This is a genomic window from Streptomyces platensis, from assembly GCF_008704855.1.
In the GTDB taxonomy this organism is placed as follows: Bacteria; Actinomycetota; Actinomycetes; order Streptomycetales; family Streptomycetaceae; genus Streptomyces; species Streptomyces platensis.
Window position 1 is genome coordinate 2,068,539 of sequence record NZ_CP023691.1, and the last position, 24,679, is coordinate 2,093,217.

The 24,679-nt window shown below is 67.4% G+C and carries 18 protein-coding genes and 3 rRNA genes; 6 read left to right on the forward strand and 15 right to left on the reverse strand.

What is annotated here, in order from left to right:
- Window positions 1-78 precede the first annotated feature (78 nt).
- From CP981_RS38120 to CP981_RS08960, 6 genes are all read right to left on the reverse strand, one after another.
- Complete coding sequence (locus CP981_RS38120) at window positions 79-825, reverse strand: tetratricopeptide repeat protein (protein ID WP_194737897.1); 747 nt, start codon at window positions 823-825, stop codon at window positions 79-81.
- The gene (locus CP981_RS38125; protein WP_244329599.1) at window positions 762-1,982 is read right to left on the reverse strand and encodes a hypothetical protein; all 1,221 of its coding nucleotides are present in this window, start codon (window positions 1,980-1,982) and stop codon (window positions 762-764) included. The genes CP981_RS38120 and CP981_RS38125 overlap by 64 nt, the downstream gene beginning before the upstream one ends.
- 241 nt (window positions 1,983-2,223) lie before the next feature.
- Window positions 2,224-2,340 (reverse strand): 5S ribosomal RNA (gene rrf / locus CP981_RS08940).
- Window positions 2,341-2,454: 114 nt separating this feature from the next.
- Window positions 2,455-5,577, reverse strand: a 23S ribosomal RNA gene (locus CP981_RS08945).
- Between the two features lie 301 nt (window positions 5,578-5,878).
- Window positions 5,879-7,407 (reverse strand): 16S ribosomal RNA (locus tag CP981_RS08950).
- Together the 16S, 23S and 5S rRNA genes form the textbook arrangement of a ribosomal RNA operon.
- A gap of 727 nt (window positions 7,408-8,134) precedes the next feature.
- Window positions 8,135-8,785, reverse strand: coding sequence for a DNA-3-methyladenine glycosylase (locus tag CP981_RS08960; RefSeq protein WP_085927202.1), 651 nt, complete (start codon window positions 8,783-8,785; stop codon window positions 8,135-8,137).
- Between the two features lie 168 nt (window positions 8,786-8,953).
- Here CP981_RS08960 and CP981_RS08965 point away from each other — a divergent pair, with 168 nt between their 5' ends.
- The 3 genes from CP981_RS08965 to CP981_RS08975 all read left to right on the forward strand — a co-directional run bounded on the left by CP981_RS08965 (window position 8,954) and on the right by CP981_RS08975 (window position 11,213).
- On the forward strand, window positions 8,954-9,736 hold the full coding sequence (locus CP981_RS08965; protein WP_085927203.1) for a sporulation protein: 783 nt from the start codon (window positions 8,954-8,956) through the stop codon (window positions 9,734-9,736).
- 42 nt (window positions 9,737-9,778) lie between these two features.
- Complete coding sequence (locus tag CP981_RS08970) at window positions 9,779-10,318, forward strand: YbhB/YbcL family Raf kinase inhibitor-like protein (protein WP_085927204.1); 540 nt, start codon at window positions 9,779-9,781, stop codon at window positions 10,316-10,318.
- Between the two features lie 391 nt (window positions 10,319-10,709).
- Window positions 10,710-11,213: an HNH endonuclease gene (locus tag CP981_RS08975; protein ID WP_042161512.1), complete on the forward strand. Its 504-nt coding sequence runs from the start codon at window positions 10,710-10,712 to the stop codon at window positions 11,211-11,213.
- Between the two features lie 33 nt (window positions 11,214-11,246).
- Here CP981_RS08975 and CP981_RS08980 read toward each other — a convergent pair whose 3' ends face one another.
- From CP981_RS08980 to CP981_RS08995, 4 genes are all read right to left on the reverse strand, one after another.
- Entirely contained in the window at window positions 11,247-12,020 is a 774-nt protein-coding gene (locus CP981_RS08980) for a sulfite exporter TauE/SafE family protein (RefSeq protein WP_425282117.1), read from the reverse strand.
- 76 nt (window positions 12,021-12,096) lie between these two features.
- Window positions 12,097-13,032: an SPFH domain-containing protein gene (locus CP981_RS08985; protein WP_085927205.1), complete on the reverse strand. Its 936-nt coding sequence runs from the start codon at window positions 13,030-13,032 to the stop codon at window positions 12,097-12,099.
- Window positions 13,033-13,133: 101 nt separating this feature from the next.
- Complete coding sequence (locus tag CP981_RS08990) at window positions 13,134-13,547, reverse strand: NfeD family protein (RefSeq protein ID WP_085927206.1); 414 nt, start codon at window positions 13,545-13,547, stop codon at window positions 13,134-13,136.
- A 107-nt stretch (window positions 13,548-13,654) separates the two neighbouring features.
- Window positions 13,655-14,467 (reverse strand): ABC transporter ATP-binding protein, encoded by an 813-nt coding sequence (locus CP981_RS08995; RefSeq protein ID WP_085927207.1) that lies wholly within the window; start codon window positions 14,465-14,467, stop codon window positions 13,655-13,657.
- A gap of 90 nt (window positions 14,468-14,557) precedes the next feature.
- Here CP981_RS08995 and CP981_RS09000 point away from each other — a divergent pair, with 90 nt between their 5' ends.
- The gene (locus CP981_RS09000; protein WP_085927208.1) at window positions 14,558-15,373 is read left to right on the forward strand and encodes a hypothetical protein; all 816 of its coding nucleotides are present in this window, start codon (window positions 14,558-14,560) and stop codon (window positions 15,371-15,373) included.
- A 105-nt stretch (window positions 15,374-15,478) separates the two neighbouring features.
- On the opposite strand, the gene CP981_RS09005 is transcribed toward CP981_RS09000, so the two are convergent.
- From CP981_RS09005 to CP981_RS09020, 4 genes are all read right to left on the reverse strand, one after another.
- On the reverse strand, window positions 15,479-15,724 hold the full coding sequence (locus CP981_RS09005; protein WP_085927209.1) for a chaplin: 246 nt from the start codon (window positions 15,722-15,724) through the stop codon (window positions 15,479-15,481).
- Window positions 15,725-15,878: 154 nt separating this feature from the next.
- Window positions 15,879-16,121 carry a chaplin gene (locus CP981_RS09010; protein ID WP_085927210.1) on the reverse strand — a complete coding sequence of 81 codons (243 nt, stop codon included), beginning with the start codon at window positions 16,119-16,121 and terminating at the stop codon, window positions 15,879-15,881.
- Window positions 16,122-16,327: 206 nt separating this feature from the next.
- Window positions 16,328-17,023, reverse strand: coding sequence for a response regulator (locus CP981_RS09015; protein WP_244330018.1), 696 nt, complete (start codon window positions 17,021-17,023; stop codon window positions 16,328-16,330).
- A gap of 19 nt (window positions 17,024-17,042) precedes the next feature.
- On the reverse strand, window positions 17,043-18,188 hold the full coding sequence (locus tag CP981_RS09020; protein ID WP_085927211.1) for a GAF domain-containing sensor histidine kinase: 1,146 nt from the start codon (window positions 18,186-18,188) through the stop codon (window positions 17,043-17,045).
- Window positions 18,189-19,309: 1,121 nt separating this feature from the next.
- Here CP981_RS09020 and CP981_RS09025 point away from each other — a divergent pair.
- The gene (locus CP981_RS09025) at window positions 19,310-20,068 is read left to right on the forward strand and encodes a transglycosylase SLT domain-containing protein (RefSeq protein ID WP_085927212.1); all 759 of its coding nucleotides are present in this window, start codon (window positions 19,310-19,312) and stop codon (window positions 20,066-20,068) included.
- A gap of 96 nt (window positions 20,069-20,164) precedes the next feature.
- Here the strand turns inward: CP981_RS09025 and CP981_RS09030 are convergent, their stop codons facing one another.
- A complete protein-coding gene (locus CP981_RS09030) occupies window positions 20,165-22,741 on the reverse strand; it encodes an ABC transporter ATP-binding protein/permease (RefSeq protein WP_085927213.1) in 2,577 nt (858 codons plus the stop codon).
- 549 nt (window positions 22,742-23,290) lie between these two features.
- Between CP981_RS09030 and serB the strand changes: the two genes are divergently transcribed.
- Window positions 23,291-24,532 carry a phosphoserine phosphatase SerB gene (gene serB / locus CP981_RS09035; RefSeq protein ID WP_085927214.1) on the forward strand — a complete coding sequence of 414 codons (1,242 nt, stop codon included), beginning with the start codon at window positions 23,291-23,293 and terminating at the stop codon, window positions 24,530-24,532.
- Window positions 24,533-24,679 lie beyond the last annotated feature (147 nt).

Below are 24,679 nucleotides of genomic sequence, written 5' to 3' on the forward strand. Positions count from 1 at the left end.
CACACGCCGAAGGGCGGGACCCCTCCCAGAGGTCCCGCCCTTCCTCATGCGTCACATCGGCTCGGGCCGACGGCCGGCTCAGTCCCTCTCGGAACCGGCCTCGCCCTGGGCACCGTCGCCCTCGGCCGCGTCCGCCTCGTCGTCCTCGTCCAGCGCGTCGGTGAACTCCACGCCGTCCAGCTCCGCGAGCCGGTCCGAGGCATCCGTCGTACCGCCCTGGTCGGCCTCCAGCGCCCTGGCGAACCAGTCGCGCGCCTCGTCCTCACGCCCGACCGCCAGCAGCGCGTCCGCGTACGCGTAGCGCAGCCGCGCCGTCCACGGGTGCACCGCACTCGACGCGAGCTCCGGGCTCTGGAGCGTCACCACCGCGGCGTCCGCCTGGCCCATGTCCCGACGGGCACCCGCCGCGACCAGCCGCATCTCGACCTGGCCGGCCTTGTCGAGCTTCTGCACCTCGGGCTCGCCGGCCATGGCCATCGCCTTCTCCGGACGGCCGAGACCCCGCTCGCAGTCCGCCATGACGGGCCACAGCTCCACGCTGCCGGTCATCCGCCGCGCCGCCCGGAACTCCGCCAGCGCCTCGCTGTACTTGCCGACCGCGTACGCCGCGAAGCCCGCGGCCTCACGCACCGCCGCGACCCTGGACGCCAGCCGCAGCGCCACCCGCGAGTACCCGTACGCCTTCTCCGGCTCCTCGTCCAGCAGCTTCGCCACCATCACCAGGTTCTTGGCGACGTCGTCGGCCAGCGTCTTTGGCAGGCTCAGCAGCTCCTGCCGCACATCCTTGTCGATCTCCTCACCGGTGACGTCCTCCGGAATCGGCAGCCGCTTGATCGGCTCCCGGTCCCGGTCCCGCCGGTCATCACGGCGATCGTCCCGGCGGTCATCCCGCCCCCGGCCACCGCCGTACGCCCGACGCCCGCCACGCTCGTCATCCCGCCGGAATCCCCCACGGTCATCGCGACGCGGCCCACGGTCATCCCTGCGGAACCCGCCCCGGTCGCCACCGCGGTCGTCCCGACGGTCATCGCGCCGGTCACCACCACGGAACCCACCTCGGTCGCCACCCGACGGCCGGTCGTCCCGACGGAACCCACCACGCTCGCCACCACGGTCATCCCGCCGGAAACCGCCACGGTCCCCACCGCGCTCGCCTCCACGGTCGTCCCGACGGTCGCCACCGCGGTATCCACCACGGTCACCACCCGACGGACGGTCATCACGCCGGAACCCACCACGGTCATCGCGACGGTCATCCCGCCGGAAGCCGGGACGATCCCCGCCCCGCTCCTCCCGCCGGAACCCGCCACCACGCTCATCATCCCGACGCGGCCCACGGTCATCCCTGCGGAACCCACCGCGGTCGTCCCGCCGGTCGCCGCCGCGGTCATCCCGCCGGTCACCACCGCGGTATCCACCACGGTCGCCACCGGACGGCCGGTCGTCCCGACGGAACCCACCGCGCTCGCCGCCACGGTCATCCCGCCGGAAACCGCCACGGTCCCCACCGCGCTCCCCGCCACGGTCGTCCCGACGGTCGCCACCGCGGTATCCACCACGGTCACCACCGGACGGACGGTCATCACGCCGGAAGCCGCCACGGTCCCCCCCGGACGGCCGGTCATCACGACGGAATCCCCCACGGTCACCGCCCTGGGAACGGTCGTCCCTACGGAAACCGCCACGATCGCCACCGCGCTCGCCGCCACGGTCATCTCGCCGGTCACCACCGCGGTATCCACCACGGTCACCACCCGACGGACGGTCATCACGCCGGAAACCACCGCGATCATCGCGACGGTCACCACCGAAGGAACGGTCATCCCGCCGCGGCCCGCGGTCATCCCGGCGGAAGCCACCACGGTCCCCGCCACGGTCTCCGCCGCGGTCTCCGCCGCGGTCGTCCCGACGGTCGCCTCCGCGGTATCCGCCGCGGTCACCACCCGACGGGCGGTCATCACGTCGGTAACCTCCACGGTCACCACCACGATTGTCGCCGCGCGACCCGCGGTCGTCACGCCGGAAACCACCGCGGTCGCCGTCGTCGCGCCGCTGCGGCCGGCGCTCCGAACGATCGTCGGAAGAGTTGGTGGACATCGACGTGACTCCTGTCTTCGGTACTGCATTCATTCTCACGCACCGATCACTTCGGCGCGCTTCGGCAAAAACAAAAAGGACCCTTGGTCCCAGCATGAACGCTGGGACCAAGGGTCCTGAAAGATTGTTCGGCGGCGTCCTACTCTCCCACAGGGTCCCCCCTGCAGTACCATCGGCGCGGAAAGGCTTAGCTTCCGGGTTCGGAATGTAACCGGGCGTTTCCCTAACGCTATGACCACCGAAACCCTATCGGGTTCTAGCGAACAAGCACACTTTTTAGTTAAAGAGTGAAACTTGATTCAACCAGCGATTGCGACTGTTCGCAACCCGGGAACCACACAGTGGACGCGAGCAACTGAGGACAAGCCCTCGGCCTATTAGTACCAGTCAACTCCACCCGTTACCGGGCTTCCATATCTGGCCTATCAACCCAGTCGTCTACTGGGAGCCTTAACCCCTCAAAGGGGGTGGGAGCACTCATCTCGAAGCAGGCTTCCCGCTTAGATGCTTTCAGCGGTTATCCTTTCCGAACGTAGCCAACCAGCCATGCCCTTGGCAGGACAACTGGCACACCAGAGGTTCGTCCGTCCCGGTCCTCTCGTACTAGGGACAGCCCTTCTCAATACTCCTACGCGCACAGCGGATAGGGACCGAACTGTCTCACGACGTTCTAAACCCAGCTCGCGTACCGCTTTAATGGGCGAACAGCCCAACCCTTGGGACCGACTCCAGCCCCAGGATGCGACGAGCCGACATCGAGGTGCCAAACCATCCCGTCGATATGGACTCTTGGGGAAGATCAGCCTGTTATCCCCGGGGTACCTTTTATCCGTTGAGCGACGGCGCTTCCACAAGCCACCGCCGGATCACTAGTCCCTACTTTCGTACCTGCTCGACCCGTCAGTCTCACAGTCAAGCTCCCTTGTGCACTTACACTCAACACCTGATTGCCAACCAGGCTGAGGGAACCTTTGGGCGCCTCCGTTACTCTTTAGGAGGCAACCGCCCCAGTTAAACTACCCACCAGACACTGTCCCTGATCCGGATCACGGACCCAGGTTAGACATCCAGCACGACCAGAGTGGTATTTCAACAATGACTCCACAACCACTGGCGTGGCCGCTTCAAAGTCTCCCACCTATCCTACACAAGCCGAACCGAACACCAATATCAAGCTATAGTAAAGGTCCCGGGGTCTTTCCGTCCTGCTGCGCGAAACGAGCATCTTTACTCGTAATGCAATTTCACCGGGCCTATGGTTGAGACAGTCGAGAAGTCGTTACGCCATTCGTGCAGGTCGGAACTTACCCGACAAGGAATTTCGCTACCTTAGGATGGTTATAGTTACCACCGCCGTTTACTGGCGCTTAAGTTCTCAGCTTCGCCACACCGAAATGTGACTAACCGGTCCCCTTAACGTTCCAGCACCGGGCAGGCGTCAGTCCGTATACATCGCCTTACGGCTTCGCACGGACCTGTGTTTTTAGTAAACAGTCGCTTCTCGCTGGTCTCTGCGGCCACCACCAGCTCAGAGTGCAAAACTCATCACCAGCAATGGCCCCCCTTCTCCCGAAGTTACGGGGGCATTTTGCCGAGTTCCTTAACCATAGTTCACCCGAACGCCTCGGTATTCTCTACCTGACCACCTGAGTCGGTTTAGGGTACGGGCCGCCATGAAACTCGCTAGAGGCTTTTCTCGACAGCATAGGATCATCCACTTCACCACAATCGGCTCGGCATCAGGTCTCAGGCTTCATGCTGTCCGGATTTACCTGGACAGCGCCCTACACCCTTACCCCGGGACAACCACCGCCCGGGCTGGACTACCTTCCTGCGTCACCCCATCGCTTACCTACTACCACCTTGGATCGGCGGCTCCACCACGTCCCTTTGTCCGAAGACTCCAGGCCGGCTTCACGGCCTTAGCATTAATGGATTCGATATTGGGCGTTTCAAAGCGGGTACCGGAATATCAACCGGTTGTCCATCGACTACGCCTGTCGGCCTCGCCTTAGGTCCCGACTTACCCTGGGCAGATCAGCTTGACCCAGGAACCCTTAGTCAATCGGCGCACACGTTTCCCACGTGTGTATCGCTACTCATGCCTGCATTCTCACTCGTGAACCGTCCACAACTCGTTTCCACGGCTGCTTCACCCGGCACACGACGCTCCCCTACCCATCACAGCCTCCGTTGGGAGTATTGCTGCAATGACATGACTTCGGCGGTGTGCTTGAGCCCCGCTACATTGTCGGCGCGGAATCACTTGACCAGTGAGCTATTACGCACTCTTTCAAGGATGGCTGCTTCTAAGCCAACCTCCTGGTTGTCTCTGCGACTCCACATCCTTTCCCACTTAGCACACGCTTAGGGGCCTTAGTCGATGCTCTGGGCTGTTTCCCTCTCGACCATGGAGCTTATCCCCCACAGTCTCACTGCCGCGCTCTCACTTACCGGCATTCGGAGTTTGGCTAAGGTCAGTAACCCGGTAGGGCCCATCGCCTATCCAGTGCTCTACCTCCGGCAAGAAACACACGACGCTGCACCTAAATGCATTTCGGGGAGAACCAGCTATCACGGAGTTTGATTGGCCTTTCACCCCTAACCACAGGTCATCCCCCAGGTTTTCAACCCTGGTGGGTTCGGTCCTCCACGAAGTCTTACCTCCGCTTCAACCTGCCCATGGCTAGATCACTCCGCTTCGGGTCTTGGGCACGCTACTCAACGCCCTATTCGGACTCGCTTTCGCTACGGCTTCCCCACACGGGTTAACCTCGCAACATACCGCAAACTCGCAGGCTCATTCTTCAAAAGGCACGCAGTCACGACACAAGGAACAAGTTCCTTGTGCGACGCTCCCACGGCTTGTAGGCACACGGTTTCAGGTACTATTTCACTCCGCTCCCGCGGTACTTTTCACCATTCCCTCACGGTACTATCCGCTATCGGTCACCAGGGAATATTTAGGCTTAACGGGTGGTCCCGCCAGATTCACACGGGATTTCTCGGGCCCCGTGCTACTTGGGTGTCTCTCAAACGAGCCGCTGATGTTTCAGCTACGGGGGTCTTACCCTCTACGCCGGACCTTTCGCATGTCCTTCGCCTACATCAACGGTTTCTGACTCGTCTCACAGCCGGCAGACTGTGAAAGAGAGATCCCACAACCCCAACCACGCAACCCCTGCCGGGTATCACACGTGACTGGTTTGGCCTCATCCGGTTTCGCTCGCCACTACTCCCGGAATCACGGTTGTTTTCTCTTCCTGCGGGTACTGAGATGTTTCACTTCCCCGCGTTCCCTCCACACTGCCTATGTGTTCAGCAGCGGGTGACAGCCCATGACGACTGCCGGGTTTCCCCATTCGGACACCCCCGGATCAAAGCTTGGTTGACAGCTCCCCGGGGCCTATCGTGGCCTCCCACGTCCTTCATCGGTTCCTGGTGCCAAGGCATCCACCGTGCGCCCTTAAAAACTTGGCCACAGATGCTCGCGTCCACTGTGCAGTTCTCAAGCAACGACCAGCCACCCACCACCCCAACCCGAAGGCTGAGTTCACTGGGGCCAGCATCGCGAAGGTCCAGACATCAGTCCGTACCCTCAGATACCCAACAACGTGCCCGACCCACTCAATCTCCCGGAAGCGTTCCACGCCGAAGCAGTACTAACTTCCAGAGAATCAAGTGCGCCGAATAGTCAACGTTCCACCCATGAGCTAACCACCGTCGAACATTTGCCGACGTAGTGGCTCTGGATCTCTTACGAGATCTAGATGCTCCTTAGAAAGGAGGTGATCCAGCCGCACCTTCCGGTACGGCTACCTTGTTACGACTTCGTCCCAATCGCCAGTCCCACCTTCGACGATTCCCTCCCACAAGGGGTTGGGCCACCGGCTTCGGGTGTTACCGACTTTCGTGACGTGACGGGCGGTGTGTACAAGGCCCGGGAACGTATTCACCGCAGCAATGCTGATCTGCGATTACTAGCAACTCCGACTTCATGGGGTCGAGTTGCAGACCCCAATCCGAACTGAGACCGGCTTTTTGAGATTCGCTCCACCTCGCGGTATCGCAGCTCATTGTACCGGCCATTGTAGCACGTGTGCAGCCCAAGACATAAGGGGCATGATGACTTGACGTCGTCCCCACCTTCCTCCGAGTTGACCCCGGCAGTCTCCTGTGAGTCCCCATCACCCCGAAGGGCATGCTGGCAACACAGAACAAGGGTTGCGCTCGTTGCGGGACTTAACCCAACATCTCACGACACGAGCTGACGACAGCCATGCACCACCTGTACACCGACCACAAGGGGGCGCCTGTCTCCAGACGTTTCCGGTGTATGTCAAGCCTTGGTAAGGTTCTTCGCGTTGCGTCGAATTAAGCCACATGCTCCGCTGCTTGTGCGGGCCCCCGTCAATTCCTTTGAGTTTTAGCCTTGCGGCCGTACTCCCCAGGCGGGGAACTTAATGCGTTAGCTGCGGCACGGACGACGTGGAATGTCGCCCACACCTAGTTCCCAACGTTTACGGCGTGGACTACCAGGGTATCTAATCCTGTTCGCTCCCCACGCTTTCGCTCCTCAGCGTCAGTATCGGCCCAGAGATCCGCCTTCGCCACCGGTGTTCCTCCTGATATCTGCGCATTTCACCGCTACACCAGGAATTCCGATCTCCCCTACCGAACTCTAGCCTGCCCGTATCGAATGCAGACCCGGGGTTAAGCCCCGGGCTTTCACATCCGACGTGACAAGCCGCCTACGAGCTCTTTACGCCCAATAATTCCGGACAACGCTTGCGCCCTACGTATTACCGCGGCTGCTGGCACGTAGTTAGCCGGCGCTTCTTCTGCAGGTACCGTCACTCTCGCTTCTTCCCTGCTGAAAGAGGTTTACAACCCGAAGGCCGTCATCCCTCACGCGGCGTCGCTGCATCAGGCTTTCGCCCATTGTGCAATATTCCCCACTGCTGCCTCCCGTAGGAGTCTGGGCCGTGTCTCAGTCCCAGTGTGGCCGGTCGCCCTCTCAGGCCGGCTACCCGTCGTCGCCTTGGTAGGCCATCACCCCACCAACAAGCTGATAGGCCGCGGGCTCATCCTTCACCGCCGGAGCTTTCCACCACCAGACCATGCGGTCGGTAGTCGTATCCGGTATTAGACCCCGTTTCCAGGGCTTGTCCCAGAGTGAAGGGCAGATTGCCCACGTGTTACTCACCCGTTCGCCACTAATCCCCTCCCGAAGGAGGTTCATCGTTCGACTTGCATGTGTTAAGCACGCCGCCAGCGTTCGTCCTGAGCCAGGATCAAACTCTCCGTGAATGTTTACCCGTAATCGGGTGAAACACACACGAGAGCGGAACGACCAGACGGAATAGGTCCGGTCGTTCACAGCGTCCTCGCTGTGTGTGCCATCCGCACCACATGGGCGGGATGGACTTTTCAAAGGAACCTCATCCTCCGGAAGTGTTTCCGGTGGACGGGGTATCAACATATCTGGCGTTGACTTTTGGCACGCTGTTGAGTTCTCAAGGAACGGACGCTTCCTTTGTGCCTTATCGGTTCTGATTTGACTCAGTACCGGGCTCTCCGGGCGCTTCCCTTCGGTCTTGCGTTTCCGACTCTATCAGATCCTTGCGGGCCCGATTTTCGCCGGTGCGTTTCCGCCTTTCGGCTTCTTCGCGTTTCCAACCTTACCAGATCCGTTTCCGTCTCCGGTGCCCTGTTGGAGCGGGCCCGGCCGTTCGGCTTTCGCTTTCCGGCCTTTCCGACTTTATCAGATCCGGATTCGTTTCGATTCCGGTTCCGATTTCCGTCGGAGGTCCACCTTGGAGCAGTTATTTACCGCTGCCCTTTCGGCGGGTTACTACTTTAGCGGCTTTCCCTGGCGACTCATAATCGGGTCGGCTGGGGTCGAATTTCGGCAACGCGAAAGAGGACCCGTTAGGGAATCGTTGAGAGTAGTTGGTTGTGCCGCCTGGCGGTCTGCGCAGATAGCGCTGCCCGTCTCCAGCGGCTTGGGCTACGTTAGGCGGTTCGCGATGCAGAGTCAAGAAGCGGTGGTGGTGCGGCGCCGGGGGACGTGGCGACGGTAGGGGCTGACGGTGGGGTCGTCGGCGATCCAGTACCGCCAGGGGTGGTCCGCGCCGTCTCCGCCGACGCCGGTGCGCGGGCCGTTGCGTACCCGCTCGGGAGCCGGCGGTTGGCCGGGGAGCAGGGAGAGCGGGGCAGCGCCGCCGGTGCACAGGTCCGTGCTGTCGAGGGTGCGGTCGATGTCCAGGGCGGTGGCCAGGCGGGCCGGGCCCTTCGCCAGTTCGTTGGTGCTGCGGGCCTTGGGGCGGCGGCCGGCGGCCAGGGGTACGCCGGTGAGGATCTCGCCGGCGCGCAGCAGGACACCGCTCGCCTTGCCCTCGGGGCCGCAGACCACGTTGAGGCTGAACCACATCCCGTAGATGAAGTAGACGTACGCATGGCCGGGCGGGCCGAACATGGCGGCGTTGCGTGCGGTGCGGCCGCGGTAGGCGTGGGAGCCGGGGTCGGTCTCGCCGTCGTACGCCTCGACCTCGGTGAGTCGGAGGGTGATCGGGCCCTCGGGGGTGTTGCGGAGGAGAGTCCGGCCCAGCAGGTCAGGGGCCACGTCCACGACGGGGCGGTCGAAGAAGTCCCGGGTGAGCGGCATTCGTTCCGGTACGTCGGTCATGCGGACCGAGCGTAGTGGAGCCGTTGTGGAGGGCGGCTGGCCATGGAAGTGCCGAGGTTGGGAAGGTGTGGCGTGGAACCGGCTTGCGCGGTTTCGCGTTCGTAGGAATCAAGCCGAGATATCGGCGCGCTACACACAGCACAGGCGTTCCGCCTGGGGAGGACGAGCATGGGATTCAAGAAGCTGCTGGCGAGCCTGGGGGCCGGGGGCGCGTCGGTGGAGACGGTGCTCTTCGAGGAGAACGTCGTCCCGGGTGGGGTCGTGCAGGGCGAGGTGCGGATCCAGGGCGGATCGGTGGCCCAGGAGATCCAGGGGCTGTCGGTCGGACTCCAGGCGCGCGTCGAGGTGGAGAGCGGCGAGGAGGAGTACAAGCGGAACGTCGAGTTCACCAAGGTGCAGCTGGGCGGGGAGTTCACGGTGCAGCCGGGGGCGGCGCACACCGTGCCGTTCGGGCTGGAGATTCCGTGGGAGACGCCGATCACCACGTTCCTGGGGACCCATCTGCACGGGATGAACGTCGGGGTGACGACGGAGCTGGCGATCGCCCGTGCGGTGGACTCCAGTGACCTGGACCCGGTGAATGTGCACCCGCTGCCGGCGCAGCAGGCGATTCTGGACGCGTTCGGGCGGCTCGGATTCCGCTTCAAGGCCGCTGACCTGGAGCAGGGTCACATCCGGGGGACGCGGCAGCAGCTGCCCTTCTACCAGGAGATCGAGTTCCACGCGCCGCAGCAGTACCGCGGGCTCAACCAGGTCGAGCTGTCGTTCGTGGCGGACGACCGGGAGATGGACGTCATCCTGGAGATGGACAAGAAGCCGGGGCTGTTCAGCGAGGGGTCGGACACCTACCGGTCATTCACGGTCGGGCTGAACGACTTCGAGGGGACCGACTGGGCGGGATACCTCAACCAGTGGCTGGCGGAGGTCGGCGGTAAGCGGAACTGGCTCTAACCTGGCCGGACAGGTGTCAGCAAGCGACCAGGAGGTGTTGCAGTGTCCGAGCTGAAGCGGCGGCCGCTCCCGCACGATTTCCATCCGCCGGTGGCCGAGTTCACGGTGCTGAGCGACGAGGTGGAGCCGGGCGGGACGCTGCCGCCGGAGCAGGTCTTCTCGGAGGGGAACCGTTCGCCGCAGCTGCGGTGGGAGGGTGCGCCCGCGGGGACGAAGAGCTACGCCGTCACCTGCTACGACCCGGACGCGCCGACGGGCAGCGGCTTCTGGCACTGGTCGCTGTTCGACATCCCGGCGTCGGTGACGGAGCTGCCGGCCGGTGCCGGGTCCGGCGACATGAAGGGGCTGCCCGAGGGCGCCGTTCATGTTCGTAACGACTACGGGACCCGGGAGTTCGGCGGCGCCGCGCCGCCGCCCGGGGACGGTCCACACCGCTATGTGTTCACCGTCTACGCGGTGGACCAGGCGAAGCTCGGTCCGGACGCGGATGCCTCGCCCGCGGTGGTGGGCTTCAATCTGCGGTTCCACACCCTCGGGCGGGCCCAGCTGATCGCCGAGTACGAGGTGCCGGCGGCGGGCTGATCGCCGTAATTCCGTTGCGCCCCGGCGCTTCCCGCACGCACAGTGGTGTCCGTGCCGCCGCCCCGTAAGAAGGGCGTCGGGCAGCTGGTACCGCAGTGGCGGGAGCGGCGGGGCGCAGGTGTGTCGCCGGCCGCTTGTCGGAGCCCGTACGTGTCTCGGGCGTCCTCGCCGGCTGCCGTTCGCTCCGGGTCTCGCGTGTTTCACGGGGGTGGGACCCGGAGCGCACGCTTTCGTGCCGTGCGGGGCGCCGCCGGAGCACCTCTTTTTCATCTGCCGATCGTCCGCCATTTCCCTTGTGGCATACGGAAATTGCGTTGTTCGGGGAATACCTGCCGCTGCACAGTGGAGCAACTTCGCCGCGGGGGCGGAGCGGGTCCGGGAGGTGGACGGGATGCGCGAGACGCTGGTGCTCAACGCGAGCTTCGAGCCGCTGTCGACGGTGTCGCTGCGGCGTGCGGTGGTGCTGGTCATGCAGGACAAGGCCGTCGTCGAGCACGCTCACCCGGGGCTGCGCATCCGTGCCGCTTCGGTGGATGTGCCGGTGCCGCAGGTGATCAGGCTGAGCAGGTACGTACGGGTGCCGTTCCGAAGACGGGCGCCGTGGTCGCGGCGGGGCGTGCTGGTGCGTGACCAGCACCGGTGCGCGTACTGCGGGCGCCGGGCGACGACCGTGGACCATGTCGTGCCGCGGTCGCACGGCGGTGGGGACACCTGGCTGAATACCGTCGCCTCGTGTGCGGAGGACAACCACCGCAAGGCGGACCGGACGCCCGAGCAGGCAGGGATGCGGCTGCTGCGGCGCCCCTTCGAGCCGACGCCGGCGGATGCGCTGCTGTCGACGCTGGGGGTGTCGGTGCGGGACGGGCTGCCGGAGTGGCTGCCGGTGCCGGCGTGACGCACACCGTCCGGAAGACGCGTCCAGCTCCCCCTACTTCAGGAGGAGCTGGACGATGGCCAGCAGGCCGACGACGACGATGACGGCGCGCAGTGCGGTGGGCGGCATCCGTCGGCCGACCTTCGCGCCGAGCTGGCCGCCGAGGGTGGAGCCCAGCGCGATCAGGGCGACGGCGGTCCAGTCGAACTCCGCGACGAAGAGGAAGAAGACCGCCGCCACGCCGTTGACGACGGCCGCGAGGACGTTCTTGAGGGCGTTGAGCCGCTGGAGGTCCTCGTTGAGCAGCACGCCCATCAGGGCGACGTAGATCACCCCCTGGGCGGCGCCGAAGTAGCCGCCGTAGACGCTGGCCAGCATCAGGCCGAGGAGCAGGACGGGGCCACCGTCGGGGTGGGCGGTGGTGCCGTTGCGCTCGCGCCGGGCGCGGATCCGTGCGGCGAGCCTGGGCTGCGCGATGACGAGTACGAGGGCGACGGCGATCAGCACCGGGACGATGGTGTCGAAGGCCTCGGAGGGCAGCGCCAGGAGCAGGATCGCGCCGCCGAGGCCGCCGATGAGGGCGACGGCGGCGAAGCGCAGCAGACGGCGGCGCTGGCCGGCCAGCTCGCGGCGGTAGCCGACCGCGCCGCTGAGCGAACCGGGCACCAGGCCAAGGGTGTTGGAGACGTTGGCCGTGACGGGCGGCAAGCCGAAGGCGAGCAGTACCGGGAAAGTGATCAGCGTCCCGGATCCGACGATGGTGTTGATCGTGCCGGCGCCGATCCCGGCGGCGAAGACTGCGACTGCTTCCCCGATGGACAAGGCCATCTCCTCACATGGTCAGGGTCGCCTCCCCGCCATGAAGGTCGAGGGGCCACCACTGATCATGCACGAGGCTGAACGGTCAGTCGATCGGGGGCGCTTCACGGTTCGGCGAGCTGGGCTTGGGGATGGAACCGCCGCCCGCCGGGTTGAAGTTGCCGATGGCACCGCCGAGGCCCTTGAGGGCGTCGCCGATCTCGCTGGGCACGATCCAGAGCTTGTTGGCGTCGCCTTCGGCGATCTTCGGGAGCATCTGGAGGTACTGGTAGGAGAGCAGCTTCTGGTCCGGGTCGCCGGCGTGGATGGACTCGAAGACCACCCGGATCGCCTGGGCCTCGCCCTCGGCACGCAGGGCCGCGGCCTTGGCCTCACCCTCGGCGCGCAGGATCGAGGACTGCTTCTCACCTTCGGCGGTGAGGATCTGGGACTGCCGGACACCTTCGGCCTGGAGGATGGCGGCGCGCTTGTCGCGGTCGGCGCGCATCTGCTTCTCCATCGAGTCCTGGATGGAGGTCGGCGGCTCGATGGCCTTCAGCTCGACGCGGTTGACGCGGATGCCCCACTTGCCGGTGGCCTCGTCGAGGACGCCGCGCAGCGCCGCGTTGATCTCCTCGCGGGAGGTCAGGGTCCGCTCCAGGTCCATACCGCCGATGATGTTCCGCAGCGTGGTGACGGTGAGCTGCTCGATGGCCTGGATGTAGCTGGCGACCTCGTACGTCGCGGCGCGGGCGTCGGTCACCTGGTAGTAGATGACGGTGTCGATGTTCACGACCAGGTTGTCCTGGGTGATCACCGGCTGTGGCGGGAACGGGACGACCTGCTCGCGGAGGTCGATGCGGTTCCGGATGGAGTCGATGAACGGAACGACGATGTTCAGGCCGGCGTTGAGGGTGCGGGTGTAGCGGCCGAAGCGTTCGACGATGGCGGCGCTGGCCTGTGGGATGACCTGGATCGTTTTGATGAGTGCGATGAACACGAGCACCACCAGGATGATCAGGACGATGATGATCGGTTCCACAGCGGCTCCCGTGCCCTTCGTTGCTGGTCCGTGCCGGCCGGCGACCGGCTTGCCGTTGATCAGTCTTTCAGAGACGTGGCTCGTCGCGCAGCGTGTTCGGGTCAGATGACGACAGCGGTGGCGCCTTCGATCTCGACGACGTCGACCTGCTGGCCGGGCTCATAGACCTGGTTGCCGTCGAGGGCGCGGGCGGACCAGATCTCACCGGCGAGTTTGATGCGGCCGCCGGCTCCGCCGTCGACCCGCTCCAGGACCGTGGCGCTGCGGCCCTTCAGCGCGTCGACTCCGGACGCGAGTTGGGGGCTCTGGCCGCGATGGCGGTTGGCGAGGGGGCGTACGACCGCGATCAGCGCGACCGATACGGCGGCGAAGACGATGAATTGCAGGACGGTGCCGCCACCGATGCCTGCGGTGACGGCACCGGCGACGGCGCCGACCGCGAGCATCCCGAATTCGGGCATCGCGGTCACGACGAGCGGAATGCCCAGTCCTACGGCGGCGATCAGCCACCACACCCATGGATCCACGGCTTCATGGTAGATCCGTGCGGCGGCCCGGGACAGGGCACGATCGGTCAGCGACGCGGCCCCGGCGCCTCAAGTGGCCGGGCGGCGGGCGGCGCTCAGGTAAGGGGCAGGCCCTGCGCGGTCCAGCGGTCGTTGCCGTTGCGCTCGACGACCAGCGGGAGGCCGAAGCAGTGCGAGAGGTTGCTGGAGGTCAGCTCGAGTTCGAGCGGGCCGGCGGCCAGCACCTTGCCCTGACGGATCATCAGGACGTGGGTGAAACCGGGGGCGATCTCCTCGACATGGTGGGTGACCATGATCATGGAGGGGGCGTACGGGTCGCGGGCGAGGCGGCCGAGGCGGCGCACCAGGTCCTCGCGGCCGCCGAGGTCGAGGCCGGCGGCCGGCTCGTCCAGCAGGAGCAGCTCGGGGTCGGTCATCATCGCGCGGGCGATCAGGGTGCGCTTGCGCTCGCCCTCGGAGAGGGTGCCGAACTTCCGGTCCAGGTAGGCGGTCATGCCGAGGCGGTCCAGGAAGGCCCGGGCGCGCTGCTCGTCGATGTCGTCGTAGTTCTCCTGCCAGCTGGCCGTCATGCCGTACGCGGCGGTGAGAACGGTCTGGAGCACGGTCTGGCTGCGCGGCAGCTTGTCGGCGAGGGCGATGCCGGCGATGCCGATGCGGGGGCGGAGATCGAAGACGTCGACCTTGCCGAGCTCCTCGCCGAGGATCGAGGCGCTGCCGGAGCTCGGGAAGAGGTAGCTGGAGGCGAGGTTCAGCAGGGTGGTCTTGCCCGCCCCGTTGGGACCGAGGATGACCCAGCGCTCCCCCTCCTTCACCGACCAGGAGACCTGGTCCACCAGAGCCCGTCCTTCGCGGACCACGGATACGTCCACCAGCTCCAGCACATCGCTCATGAGCGCGTTGTCTCCCATTGCTTCTCGGTCGTCGCGTACACCTGTAGGCGCAGCCCCCCTGCAAACCTACGCCACTCGTTGTCGGTGCTCTTCCCTAGGCTGGGGACCATGCTCGATGAACCTCGTTCAGGACGGCTGGCAGCATGGGGAAATGCCCTTTTGGCCGGACTTGTCTCACCTGATGAAGCCGCGCACCGGATCGCGGAAGACGATGCGGTGCACCGCGTGGAGGACCTGCCCGGGGAGGCGGCCCCGGTCGGGCTGACCCTCGCGCTGGGGCGGCTGCGGGCCCTGGGGGCGGTCGGCCTGCGGGTGGCGCTGCCGGTGCCCGGCCATCCGCTGGGACTGTGCGGACCGCCGGAATTCAACGCACGGGCCCTGGAGGCCGAGGAGGCGGTGATCGCCTCGGGGGCCGGGCTCGGGCTGATTCCGGAGACGTACGAGGCCGGGCCGGAGGGCGGCGCCGGACCCGATGTGCATGTGGAGGTGGTCTGGCGCTGTCTGCCGGTGCGCGAGGCGCCGCCCGCCGATGTGCCGTCGCTGGGCGAGGCGGAGCGGGAGCTGGCGGAGGCGCTCCAGGAGGCGACCGCGCTGCTCTCGCGGCTGGATGTAGCCGGGTCCGGTCCGGTGGCGCAGGCGGCGCTGGCGGCGTACCGGGCGCGGGCGGAGGCCGGACGCCAGGTGCTCGCTCCGGGGTATCCGCCGCGGGCGGTGCGGGTGCTGGAGCTGGCGCAGCGCGTCGGTGCGCTGATCGGCATCGCGCAGCAGGCCGGCGGGGACGGCCGGGAGCACGGCGCGGCGGTGAGTTCGTCGGAGATCGCGGCCCGTGCCGAGGCGCTGCGGCCGGTGGAGCGTACGGCCCGGCGGGCGCAGGTGGCGGCGTACAACTCCGCGGTGGAGGAGCGGGAGCGGAACCGGGGCTGAAACGGAACAGGCCCCGCCGGACCATTGTGTGGTCGACGGGGCCCGTGCCGAAGTGGGGTGCACGGCTCTGGGCAGGCGGAGCCGGGCATCCCAGATCGGACAACCTCAGTTGTTCTCGCTGATGTTGCCGAAGGCGGTGTTGAGCACACCGATGACATTGGCGGTGTTGCCGGTGGCGTTCACGGGGACGTGCACGGGCACCTGCGCCAGGTTGCCGGAGCCGATGCCGGGGGAGTTCGTGGCCCTGCCGTCGGCCTGCGCGCCACTGGCGGCGAAGGCCGAACCCGCAGCCGCACCGAGGGCGAGACCGGTGGTGGCGAGGACGAGAGCGGCCTTCTTGGCGGTGTTCATGGGGGCGTGTTCCTCACGTGGTGGCACAGGGCCGGAATGACGGGTGCGGAGGGAGGGGACCGGCCCCGCGCCCTGAGGGGCGGGCCGGTCCGGGGTGACCCGCGCGGACCGTGGCGTCGCGCGGGTCAGACGGATCCTGCGGGCAGGCCCGTGCTCAGGGGTTGAGGCAGGGGGCGCCGAAGGTGGGGTTGAGCGCACCGATGGCGGTGACGGTGGTGTCGCAGACGTTCACCGGGACGTGCACCGGGGCCTGGACGTTGTTGCCGGAGACGATGCCCGGGGAGTCCATCGAGGCGCCCTGCGCCTGCGGGGTGTGCGCCGAGGCGATGCCGGCGCCCGCGAGGGCGAGACCGCTCGCCGCCACCGTGACGGCCATTGCGCGCTTGATGTTCTTCACTTCTCTAGCTCCTCGTTGCCGTTGCCGTGGCCAGCCGCCACGGCTGCACTGGACAACGGCCCGGCCCGGGAACGGATACGCCAAACGGGCTACGGCTACACGACAGTATGAATCTCGGATCTGAAGACGACATTCCGGTTGCTGTCGTTGTACAAGAGCGCCGCGGTCGTACAGGACCGCGGCGCTGCGCTTCTCCCCTACGGCGGTCAGGCCCCGATGCCGTGCCGTACGGCCCACAGGGCGGCCTGGGTGCGGTCGGCGAGGTCGAGCTTCATGAGGATGTTGGAGACATGCGTCTTGACGGTCTTCTCGGACAGCACCAGCGCACGGGCGATCTCACGGTTGGAGCGGCCGTCCGCGATCAGGCCGAGGACCTCGCGCTCCCGGTCGGTGAGTGAGGTACCGCGCCCCTGGCCGCCGTTGTTCTCCTCCTGGGCGAGCAGCGCGCCGGCCACCTCCGGCTGGAGCAGGACATGGCCCGCGTGGACGGAGCGGATGGCGCCGGCCAGTGCGTCCGGATCGATGTCCTTGTAGACATAGCCGGCCGCGCCCGCGCGCAGCGCCGGGACGACGGTGCGCTGTTCGGTGAAGCTGGTCACGACCAGCACCCGGGCGGGGTTGTCGAGTGCGCGCAGCTTGCGGAGCGCCTCGATACCGTCCATGCCGGGCATCTTGACGTCCATCAGGACCACGTCGGGGCGCAGTTCCTCGGCGGCGGCGATGCCCTCGGCCCCGTCGGAGGCCTCCCCCACCACCTCGATGTCCTCCTGGACCTCCAGGAACGTCCGCAGCCCGCGGCGCACGACCTGGTGATCGTCGACGAGCAGGACGCGGATGGCCCGCCCCTCGCCCGTCGCCCGGCGGCCCGGGCGCTCCCTGCCGATATCCCGGGGAAGCCCCATCGCACCGTCCTTTTCTCTCTCAGCCACCGGGCACCTCCATCTCGACAGCGGTGCCCTTGCCGGGCTCCGACTCCACGGTGAGCTTTCCCCCGACGCCGCCGGCACGGTCGTGCATCGAGACCAGGCCGAGATGGCGGCCGGCCCGGCGGACCGCGCGGGGGTCGAAACCACAGCCGTCGTCGGCGATCCGCAGCAGCGCGCCCTGGCCGTCACGGGCCAGGCTCACCTCGACGGTCTTGGCGCCGGAGTGCCGCAGGGCGTTGTGCAGCGCCTCCTGGGCGACCCGGAGAACGGCCTCCTCCTGGGCGGCGGGCAGCGCCCGGACGCCGTGGGCCTCGAAGGTGACCCGTGCGGAGTGGGCCCGGTCCAGGACCTGGGCCTGTGAGCGCAGGGTGGCTACCAGGCCGTCCTCGTCCAGGGCCGCGGGCCGCAGCTCGATGACGGCGGCCCGCAGTTCGTCGGCGGCCTCCGCGGCCAGCGCGGCGACCTGGTGCAGCTCGTCCTTGGCGCGGGCCGGGTCCCGGTCGACCAGGGCGGTGGCGGCCTGGGCGGTGAGGCGGAGCGAGAAGAGCTTCTGGGCGACGGCGTCGTGCAGCTCGTGGGCGAGCCGGGCGCGCTCCCCGGCGATGGTGAGCTCGCGGCTGCGCTCGTAGAGGCGGGCGTTGGTCAGGGCGATGGCGGCGTGCTGGGCGAGTATCCCGAGCAGCCGTTCGTCCTGCTCGGTGAAGCCGCAGCCGCCGGCCGGCTTGGGGCAGCGCTTGTTGGCCAGGAAGAGGGCGCCGAGGATCTCGTCGCCGTCGGCGACCGGCAGACCGAGGAAGTCGGACATATCGGGGTGGGCCGCGGGCCAGCCGCCGAAGCGCGGGTCCGTCCGGACGTCGGCGAGCCGCTCGGGGGTGGCGTTGTGCAGCATCGCGGCGAGGATGCCGTGCTGGCGGGGCAGCGGGCCGATGGCCTTCCACTGCTCGGCGCTGACGCCGTCCACCACGAACTGGGCGAAGCCGCCGTGATCGTCGGGCACTCCCAAGGCGGCGTACTCGGCGTCCAGCAGTTCGCGGGCCGAGGCCACGATCGTCTTGAGGACGTCGCGCACCTCCAGATGCCTGCTCATCGCCAGGATCGCGGTGCTCACCGCGGGGATCCCGGCTCCCGGTCCGTTGGTCATGGGCTCACCGTACCGGCGGGCCGACCAGCCCGTATCGGTCCGATGACGGCTGCCGCCTACGCCCCCGGCCCTAGGCCCTGGCCACGGCCGGTCCGGCGGCCGACGTCCGGGGCATGGTGCCGTTCCTGCCGTGAGGGCGAGGGCCGGAGTCCCGGTCAGGGCCGGAAGGAGATCTGACCACGCCGGTGGCGATCATCACGGGGGCCTCGAAGGGGCTGGGCTGGGCCGGGCACTTGCCGCGGCGCTGGAAGTGAATGTGGTGGCACCACTGGGATCATTCAGGAGGCTATGCCCCTTTTACGCATGTTCTCCTATTCACCGTCGTACGAGGAAGCCACTCCTCGCGTGGACAGTGCCCTTTCGGGAGTCGGGGACGACAATGGCGAGCCATACGATTCACACCCCAATATCAAGAATGTCCGAAATGCCGGTTCATCCGATTCGCCCCCTTATATAGGGACAGGTAGGGCGATTCTCAACATCAGGTCGGACGCGGCCGTCGGGGCCTATCCGACCTCTGCCGGCAACGGTGGACGGCCGGATCAGGGACGGCCGGGGGCGCGGTGAGCGCGGGGTGCGGCGGTGGACGGCCTGCTCGCCGGGCCGCACGAGCCCACCGCGTCGCATCTGCTGACGCTGGAGGCGGTGACGGTGGCGTGGGCGGCGGCGGACGGCGGCGCAGAGTGGCGCAGGCCCGTCGACGAGCACCCGCGGGCGGTCATTCCCGCGCGCTTCCCCCGTACCGGAATGCCAAGTGTCCGATTTGACCAAAAAGTCCGTCGATGGAGTCGCGGACGAGTTCTGGCATATACAGGCTGTGCATTTGCAATTACGTCTGGCGAGACAAACCCCTTGACGCTGTGACGCCGCGCATAGGACGCAGGTCACTTACGAGCGGGGGTAGTGGAACCGTAAATAGGGCGTGAGCTGGGCTGCTGCTATCCGGGACGGAATATTCCACACCGTGGTTCCACTAAGCCGGATCGTACGTCACACCTTTGCCGGGGCAATTTCCTGCCGCTAAGAATGGCTTTCGTCGCTCGGCGCCGTGGTCGGAAACTCGGCGTTCGCCCCGCTCAAGGCCCGTGCGACCTCCCCCCATTCGGAAGGTCTGTCCCGCCATGCCTAAGCACCTCACTTCTGGTCTCCCCCGCCTGTCCCGGACCCACAAGCTCTCCGTCGCCGGTGTCGCCACCGCCGGCGCCGCCGCGCTGGTCTTCAGCATCGTTCCGGGTGCCGGCGCCGACCAGGGCAAGAGCCAGGCGGCCGCCGTGGAGAACGTGAAGCCGGTTGCCTTCAGCGCCGTCGACACCGCCGCCAAGACCCAGCAGGCCACGATCACCCAGCAGGCGAACAACTCCGCCGCCAAGGGCAGGGCCGAGGCCGCCGCGAAGAAGGCCGCCGCCGAGAAGGCCGCCAAGGCCAAGGCCGCCGCCGTGGCGAAGGCGAAGGCCGAGAAGGCGCGTGCGGCGAAGGCCGCCGCGAGCCGCTCGCAGGTGCGCACCGCGATCCCCGCGGCTGCCCCGAAGCCGGCCGCGAAGCCCGCCGCGAAGGTCTACCCGGACAACCTGGACGGCTGGATCCGCGAGTCGCTGGACATCATGGCCAAGAAGGGCATCCCCGGCTCCTACGAGGGCATTCACCGCAACATCATGCGGGAGTCCAGCGGTAACCCGATGGCCATCAACAACTGGGACATCAACGCCATCAACGGCACCCCGTCCAAGGGCCTGCTCCAGGTGATCCAGCCGACCTTCAACACGTACCACGTCGAGGGCACCTCCTGGAACCTGTACGACCCGGTCGCCAACATCACCGCCGCCTGCAACTACGCGGCCGACCGCTACGGCTCGATGGACAACGTCAACTCGGCGTACTGAGCCGGCGTTTGACGCGGTCCGCGGACGCACACACCGCCGAGGGGCGGCACCCGTTTCGGGTGCCGCCCCTCGGGCGTTGTCGTGTGGTGCGCGGCGCTACTTGCGCATGACCTCCGGCTCGTGGCGGCGCAGCAGCCGCGCGACCACGAAGGCGAGGCCGATGCCCAGCGTGATCAGGATGATCATGTCCATCACATAGACGCCGGTCTGGTGCTTCCACAGCGGGTCCGGGTTGCCCAGCTCCCACGGCAGCAGCGTGTTCATATCGGCGGTCGCGCCCATCGCGGCGACAGCCCAGCGCGACGGCATCAGCCAGGCGAACTGCGCGACGCCCGGGGTGTCGAAGAGCTGGAAGAGCACGCCCGTGAAGACGACCTGGACGATGGCGAACATGACCAGCAGCGGCATGGTCTTCTCGGCGGTCTTGACCAGCGCGGAGATGATCAGGCCGAACATCATCGAGGTGAAGCCGAGCGCGATGATCGCCAGCGCCATCTCGATCGCCGGGGCCTTCGCCACGATGAGGCCCTCGCTGGGCATGTTCCGGGTCGAGAAGCCGATCGCCGCGATGATCACGCCCTGGATGGCCGTGACCACGCCGAGCACGATCACCTTGGACATCAGATACGCCGACCGCGACAGACCGGTGGCCCGTTCGCGCTCGTAGATGACGCGCTCCTTGATGAGCTCACGGACCGAGTTGGCGGCGCCCGAGAAGCACATGCCGACCGCGAGGATCAGCATGATCGTGCTCGCGTCGCGGTTGGTGCGGTGTCTGTTCAGCGGACCGTAGCCGAGGCCGTAGTCGCTGGGGATCAGCATCGAGACCACACCGAGCACCGCGGGCAGGATCACCATCAGCCCGAGGAAGCCACGGTCGGAGGCGAGCACCGAGACATAGCGGCGCATCAGCGTCCACAGCTGCGAGCCCCAGCTCTGGGACTTGTGTATCCGGGCCGGCGGCACCTGGACGTTCACCGACTGCGGCGCGACGGCGTCGATGTCGGCGGCGTACATCTGGTAGTGCGGGGAGCCGCGCCAGCGCCCCATCCAGTCGTAGTCGCGGTAGTTCTCGAACGCCGAGAAGACATCCGCCCAGGAGTCGTACTGGAAGAAGTTGAGCGCCTCGTCCGGCGGGCCGAAGTAGGCCACGCCGCCGCCCGGGGCCATCACCAGCAGCTTGTCGCAGAGCGCGAGTTCGGCCACGGAGTGTGTGACGACCAGGACCGTACGGCCGTCGTCCGCGAGGCCGCGCAGCAGCTGCATGACATCGCGGTCCATGCCCGGGTCGAGTCCGGAGGTCGGCTCGTCCAGGAAGATCAGTGACGGCTTGGTGAGCAGCTCCAGGGCCACCGACACGCGCTTGCGCTGACCACCGGAGAGCGAGGTGACCCGCTTGTCCTTGTGGATGTCGAGCTTGAGCTCGCGCAGCACCTCGTCGATCCGGGCCTCACGCTCGGACTCCGCCGTGTCGCCCGGGAAGCGGAGCTTGGCGGCGTAACGCAGCGCCTTTTGGACGGTCAGCTCCTTGTGCAGGATGTCGTCCTGCGGGACCAGACCGATGCGCTGGCGCAGTTCGGCGAACTGCTTGTAGAGGTTCCGGTTGTCGTAGAGGACATCGCCCTGGTTGGCGGGCCGGTAGCCGGTCAGCGCCTTGAGGAGGGTCGACTTGCCGGAGCCCGAGGGGCCGATGACCGCGACCAGCGACTTCTCCGGGACGCCGAAGGAGACGTCCTTGAGGATCTGCTTGCCGCCGTCGACGGTGACGGTCAGATGGCGGGCCGAGAAGGAGACCTCGCCGGTGTCGACGAACTCCTCCAGGCGGTCGCCGACCAGCCGGAAGGTGGAGTGACCGACGCCGATGATGTCGTTCGGGCCGACCGGCGCCTTGCCGGACTTGGGGACCGGCTGGCCGTTGACGTACGTGCCGTTGTGGCTGCCGAGGTCATGGATCTCGAAGCGGCCGTCGGGGGTGGCGCGGAACTCGGCGTGGTGGCGGGAGACCTGGAGGTCGGAGACGACCAGCTCGTTCTCCAGCGCACGGCCGATGCGCATCACCCGGCCCATGTCCAGGCGGTGGAAGGTGGTCGGGCTGCGGTCGCCGTGGACCGGTCCGCCGCCCCCCTGCTGCGCCGGGCGCTCCTGCTGCGGGCGGGCCTGCTGCGGGGGCGCGGACTGCTGGGGCTGCTGGGGCTGCTGCGCCTGCTGGGGCGGGAGGTAGGGCGGCTGCTGTGCCTGCGGCGGCGCCTGCCAGCCCTGCTGAGCGGGCGGCTGCTGGACCGGCTGCTGGTGCGCGGGGGGCGCCTGCCAGCCCTGCGCGGCCTGCTGCTGCGGCGCGCTCGCGGGCGGCGCGCTGAAGGCGTTGGCCGCCGGGGCCGACAGGGTCACCCGGGGGCCGTCGGTGGCATTGCCCAGATGCACGATCGAGCCGGGGCCGATCTCCATCTGGTGGATCCGCTGGCCCTGCGCGTAGGTCCCGTTGGTGCTGCCCTGGTCTTCGATGATCCAGCTGCGGCCGGCCCATCTCACGGTGGCGTGCCGCCAGGAGACCCTGGCGTCGTCGAGCACCATGTCGCCCTGCGGATCACGGCCCACGTTGTAGGACCGGGACGGGTCGAGCGTCCAGGTCCGTCCGTTCAATTCGAGTACGAGTTCAGGCACTCCATGCCCCATTACATAGTCCCCCGAGTGACGCCCTGTATGGGAAGTCCAGGGATGGCGAACATCGTGAGGAACTATTTCAGGCTCGGCCCACCGACCGGAAACCGGGACGGGACCGGGGTGCAGGGAGCTCGCGCCGGTGCGCCAAACGCTCCCGGAGCACGGGAAGAACCCATGGATGGGCAGAGATCATCGGATACCGGGTGTTACGGACGGACCGGGTGCGGCGGGGAGCGGCGGCGGCCTCCGAGTACGCCATGCACGTCCGCCCCGGAGGCCGCATGATGGGATGAAGCGGACGAATGCCCGGGCGGCGGGGCGGCCCGCCGCGGTCGCGCCCTCTCGGCCTGCCGAACGCTTCGGCCCGGCAAGGTCGTTGGCATACCGAGCGGATGCCCTGGCCAACGGCCCGGGGCGGGCCGGACACGACTCCATAACGATCGACGGCGGCGGCCGGGGCCGGGAGCCACGGGGTGCGGGCGCGGGGCACGGGGGCAGCGCCGGTCCGAACCCCGGACGCCCGTACGGATCCGCCCGCCCGGCGGCTACCGTAAGGGCACCATGAGCGCATCGCAGACCCCGCCTGCCACCGCCGTACCGGGCGATGACGTACCGACCCTTCTCGTGAAGATCTTCGGGAAGGACCGGCCCGGCATCACCGCTGGCCTCTTCGACACCCTGGCTGCCTACTCCGTCGACGTCGTGGACATCGAACAGGTGGTGACCCGGGGACGCATCACGCTGTGCGCACTGGTCACCGCCCCCTCCCAGGGGGGCTCCGGCTCCGCCGAGGGCGACCTGCGGGCCACCGTGCACAGCTGGGCCGAGTCCCTGAACCTCCAGGCGGAGATCATCTCCGGCCGGGGCGACAACCGTCCGCGCGGCACCGGACGTTCGCATGTCACCGTGCTGGGGCATCCGCTCACGGCCGAGTCGGCCGCCGCGATCGCCGCCGCCATAACGTCCACCGGCGGCAACATCGACCGTATCTTCCGGCTCGCCAAGTATCCGGTGACGGCCGTCGAGTTCGCGGTCTCCGGTGCGGCGACCGAGGCGCTGCGCACCGTGCTGGCGCCCGAGGCCGCGCAGCTCGGGGTGGATGTCGCCGTGGTGGCGGCCGGGCTCCAGCGCCGGGCACAACGGCTGGTCGTCATGGACGTCGACTCGACCCTCATCCAGGACGAGGTCATCGAGCTGTTCGCGGCGCACGCCGGCTGTGAGGCCGAGGTCGCCGAGGTCACCGCCGCCGCGATGCGCGGTGAGCTGGACTTCGAGCAGTCGCTGCACGCCCGGGTCGAGCTGCTCGGCGGCCTCGACGCGTCCGTGGTCGACGCCGTACGCAAGGAGGTGCGGCTCACCCCCGGCGCCCGCACGCTGGTCCGGACCCTCAAGCGGCTCGGCTACCAAGTCGGCGTCGTCTCGGGCGGTTTCACCCAGGTCACCGATGCGCTCAAGGAGGAGCTGGGGCTGGACTTCGCCTCCGCCAACACCCTGGAGATCATCGACGGCAAGCTCACCGGGCGGGTCACCGGCGCCATCGTGGACCGGGCCGGCAAGGCCCGGCTGCTGCGGGACTTCGCGCAGCAGGCCGGGGTGCCGCTCGCGCAGACCGTGGCGATCGGCGACGGCGCCAACGACCTCGACATGCTCAACGCGGCCGGGCTCGGGGTCGCCTTCAACGCCAAGCCGGTGGTGCGGGAGGCGGCGCACACCGCGGTGAATGTGCCGTTCCTGGACACCGTGCTGTATCTGCTGGGCATCACCCGCGACGAGGTCGAGGCGGCGGACACCCACGTCGGGTGACCGCACGGCCGGCGCCCGCGCCGGCGCGATCACGTCCGGCAACGGCCACGCCCGGCGGGGCGACGCCCGGCGGCCGCCATATCCGGCACGGCGACGCCCGGCACCGCAACATCTGGCACGGCCGCGTCCGGCACCGTCCGGCAGGAA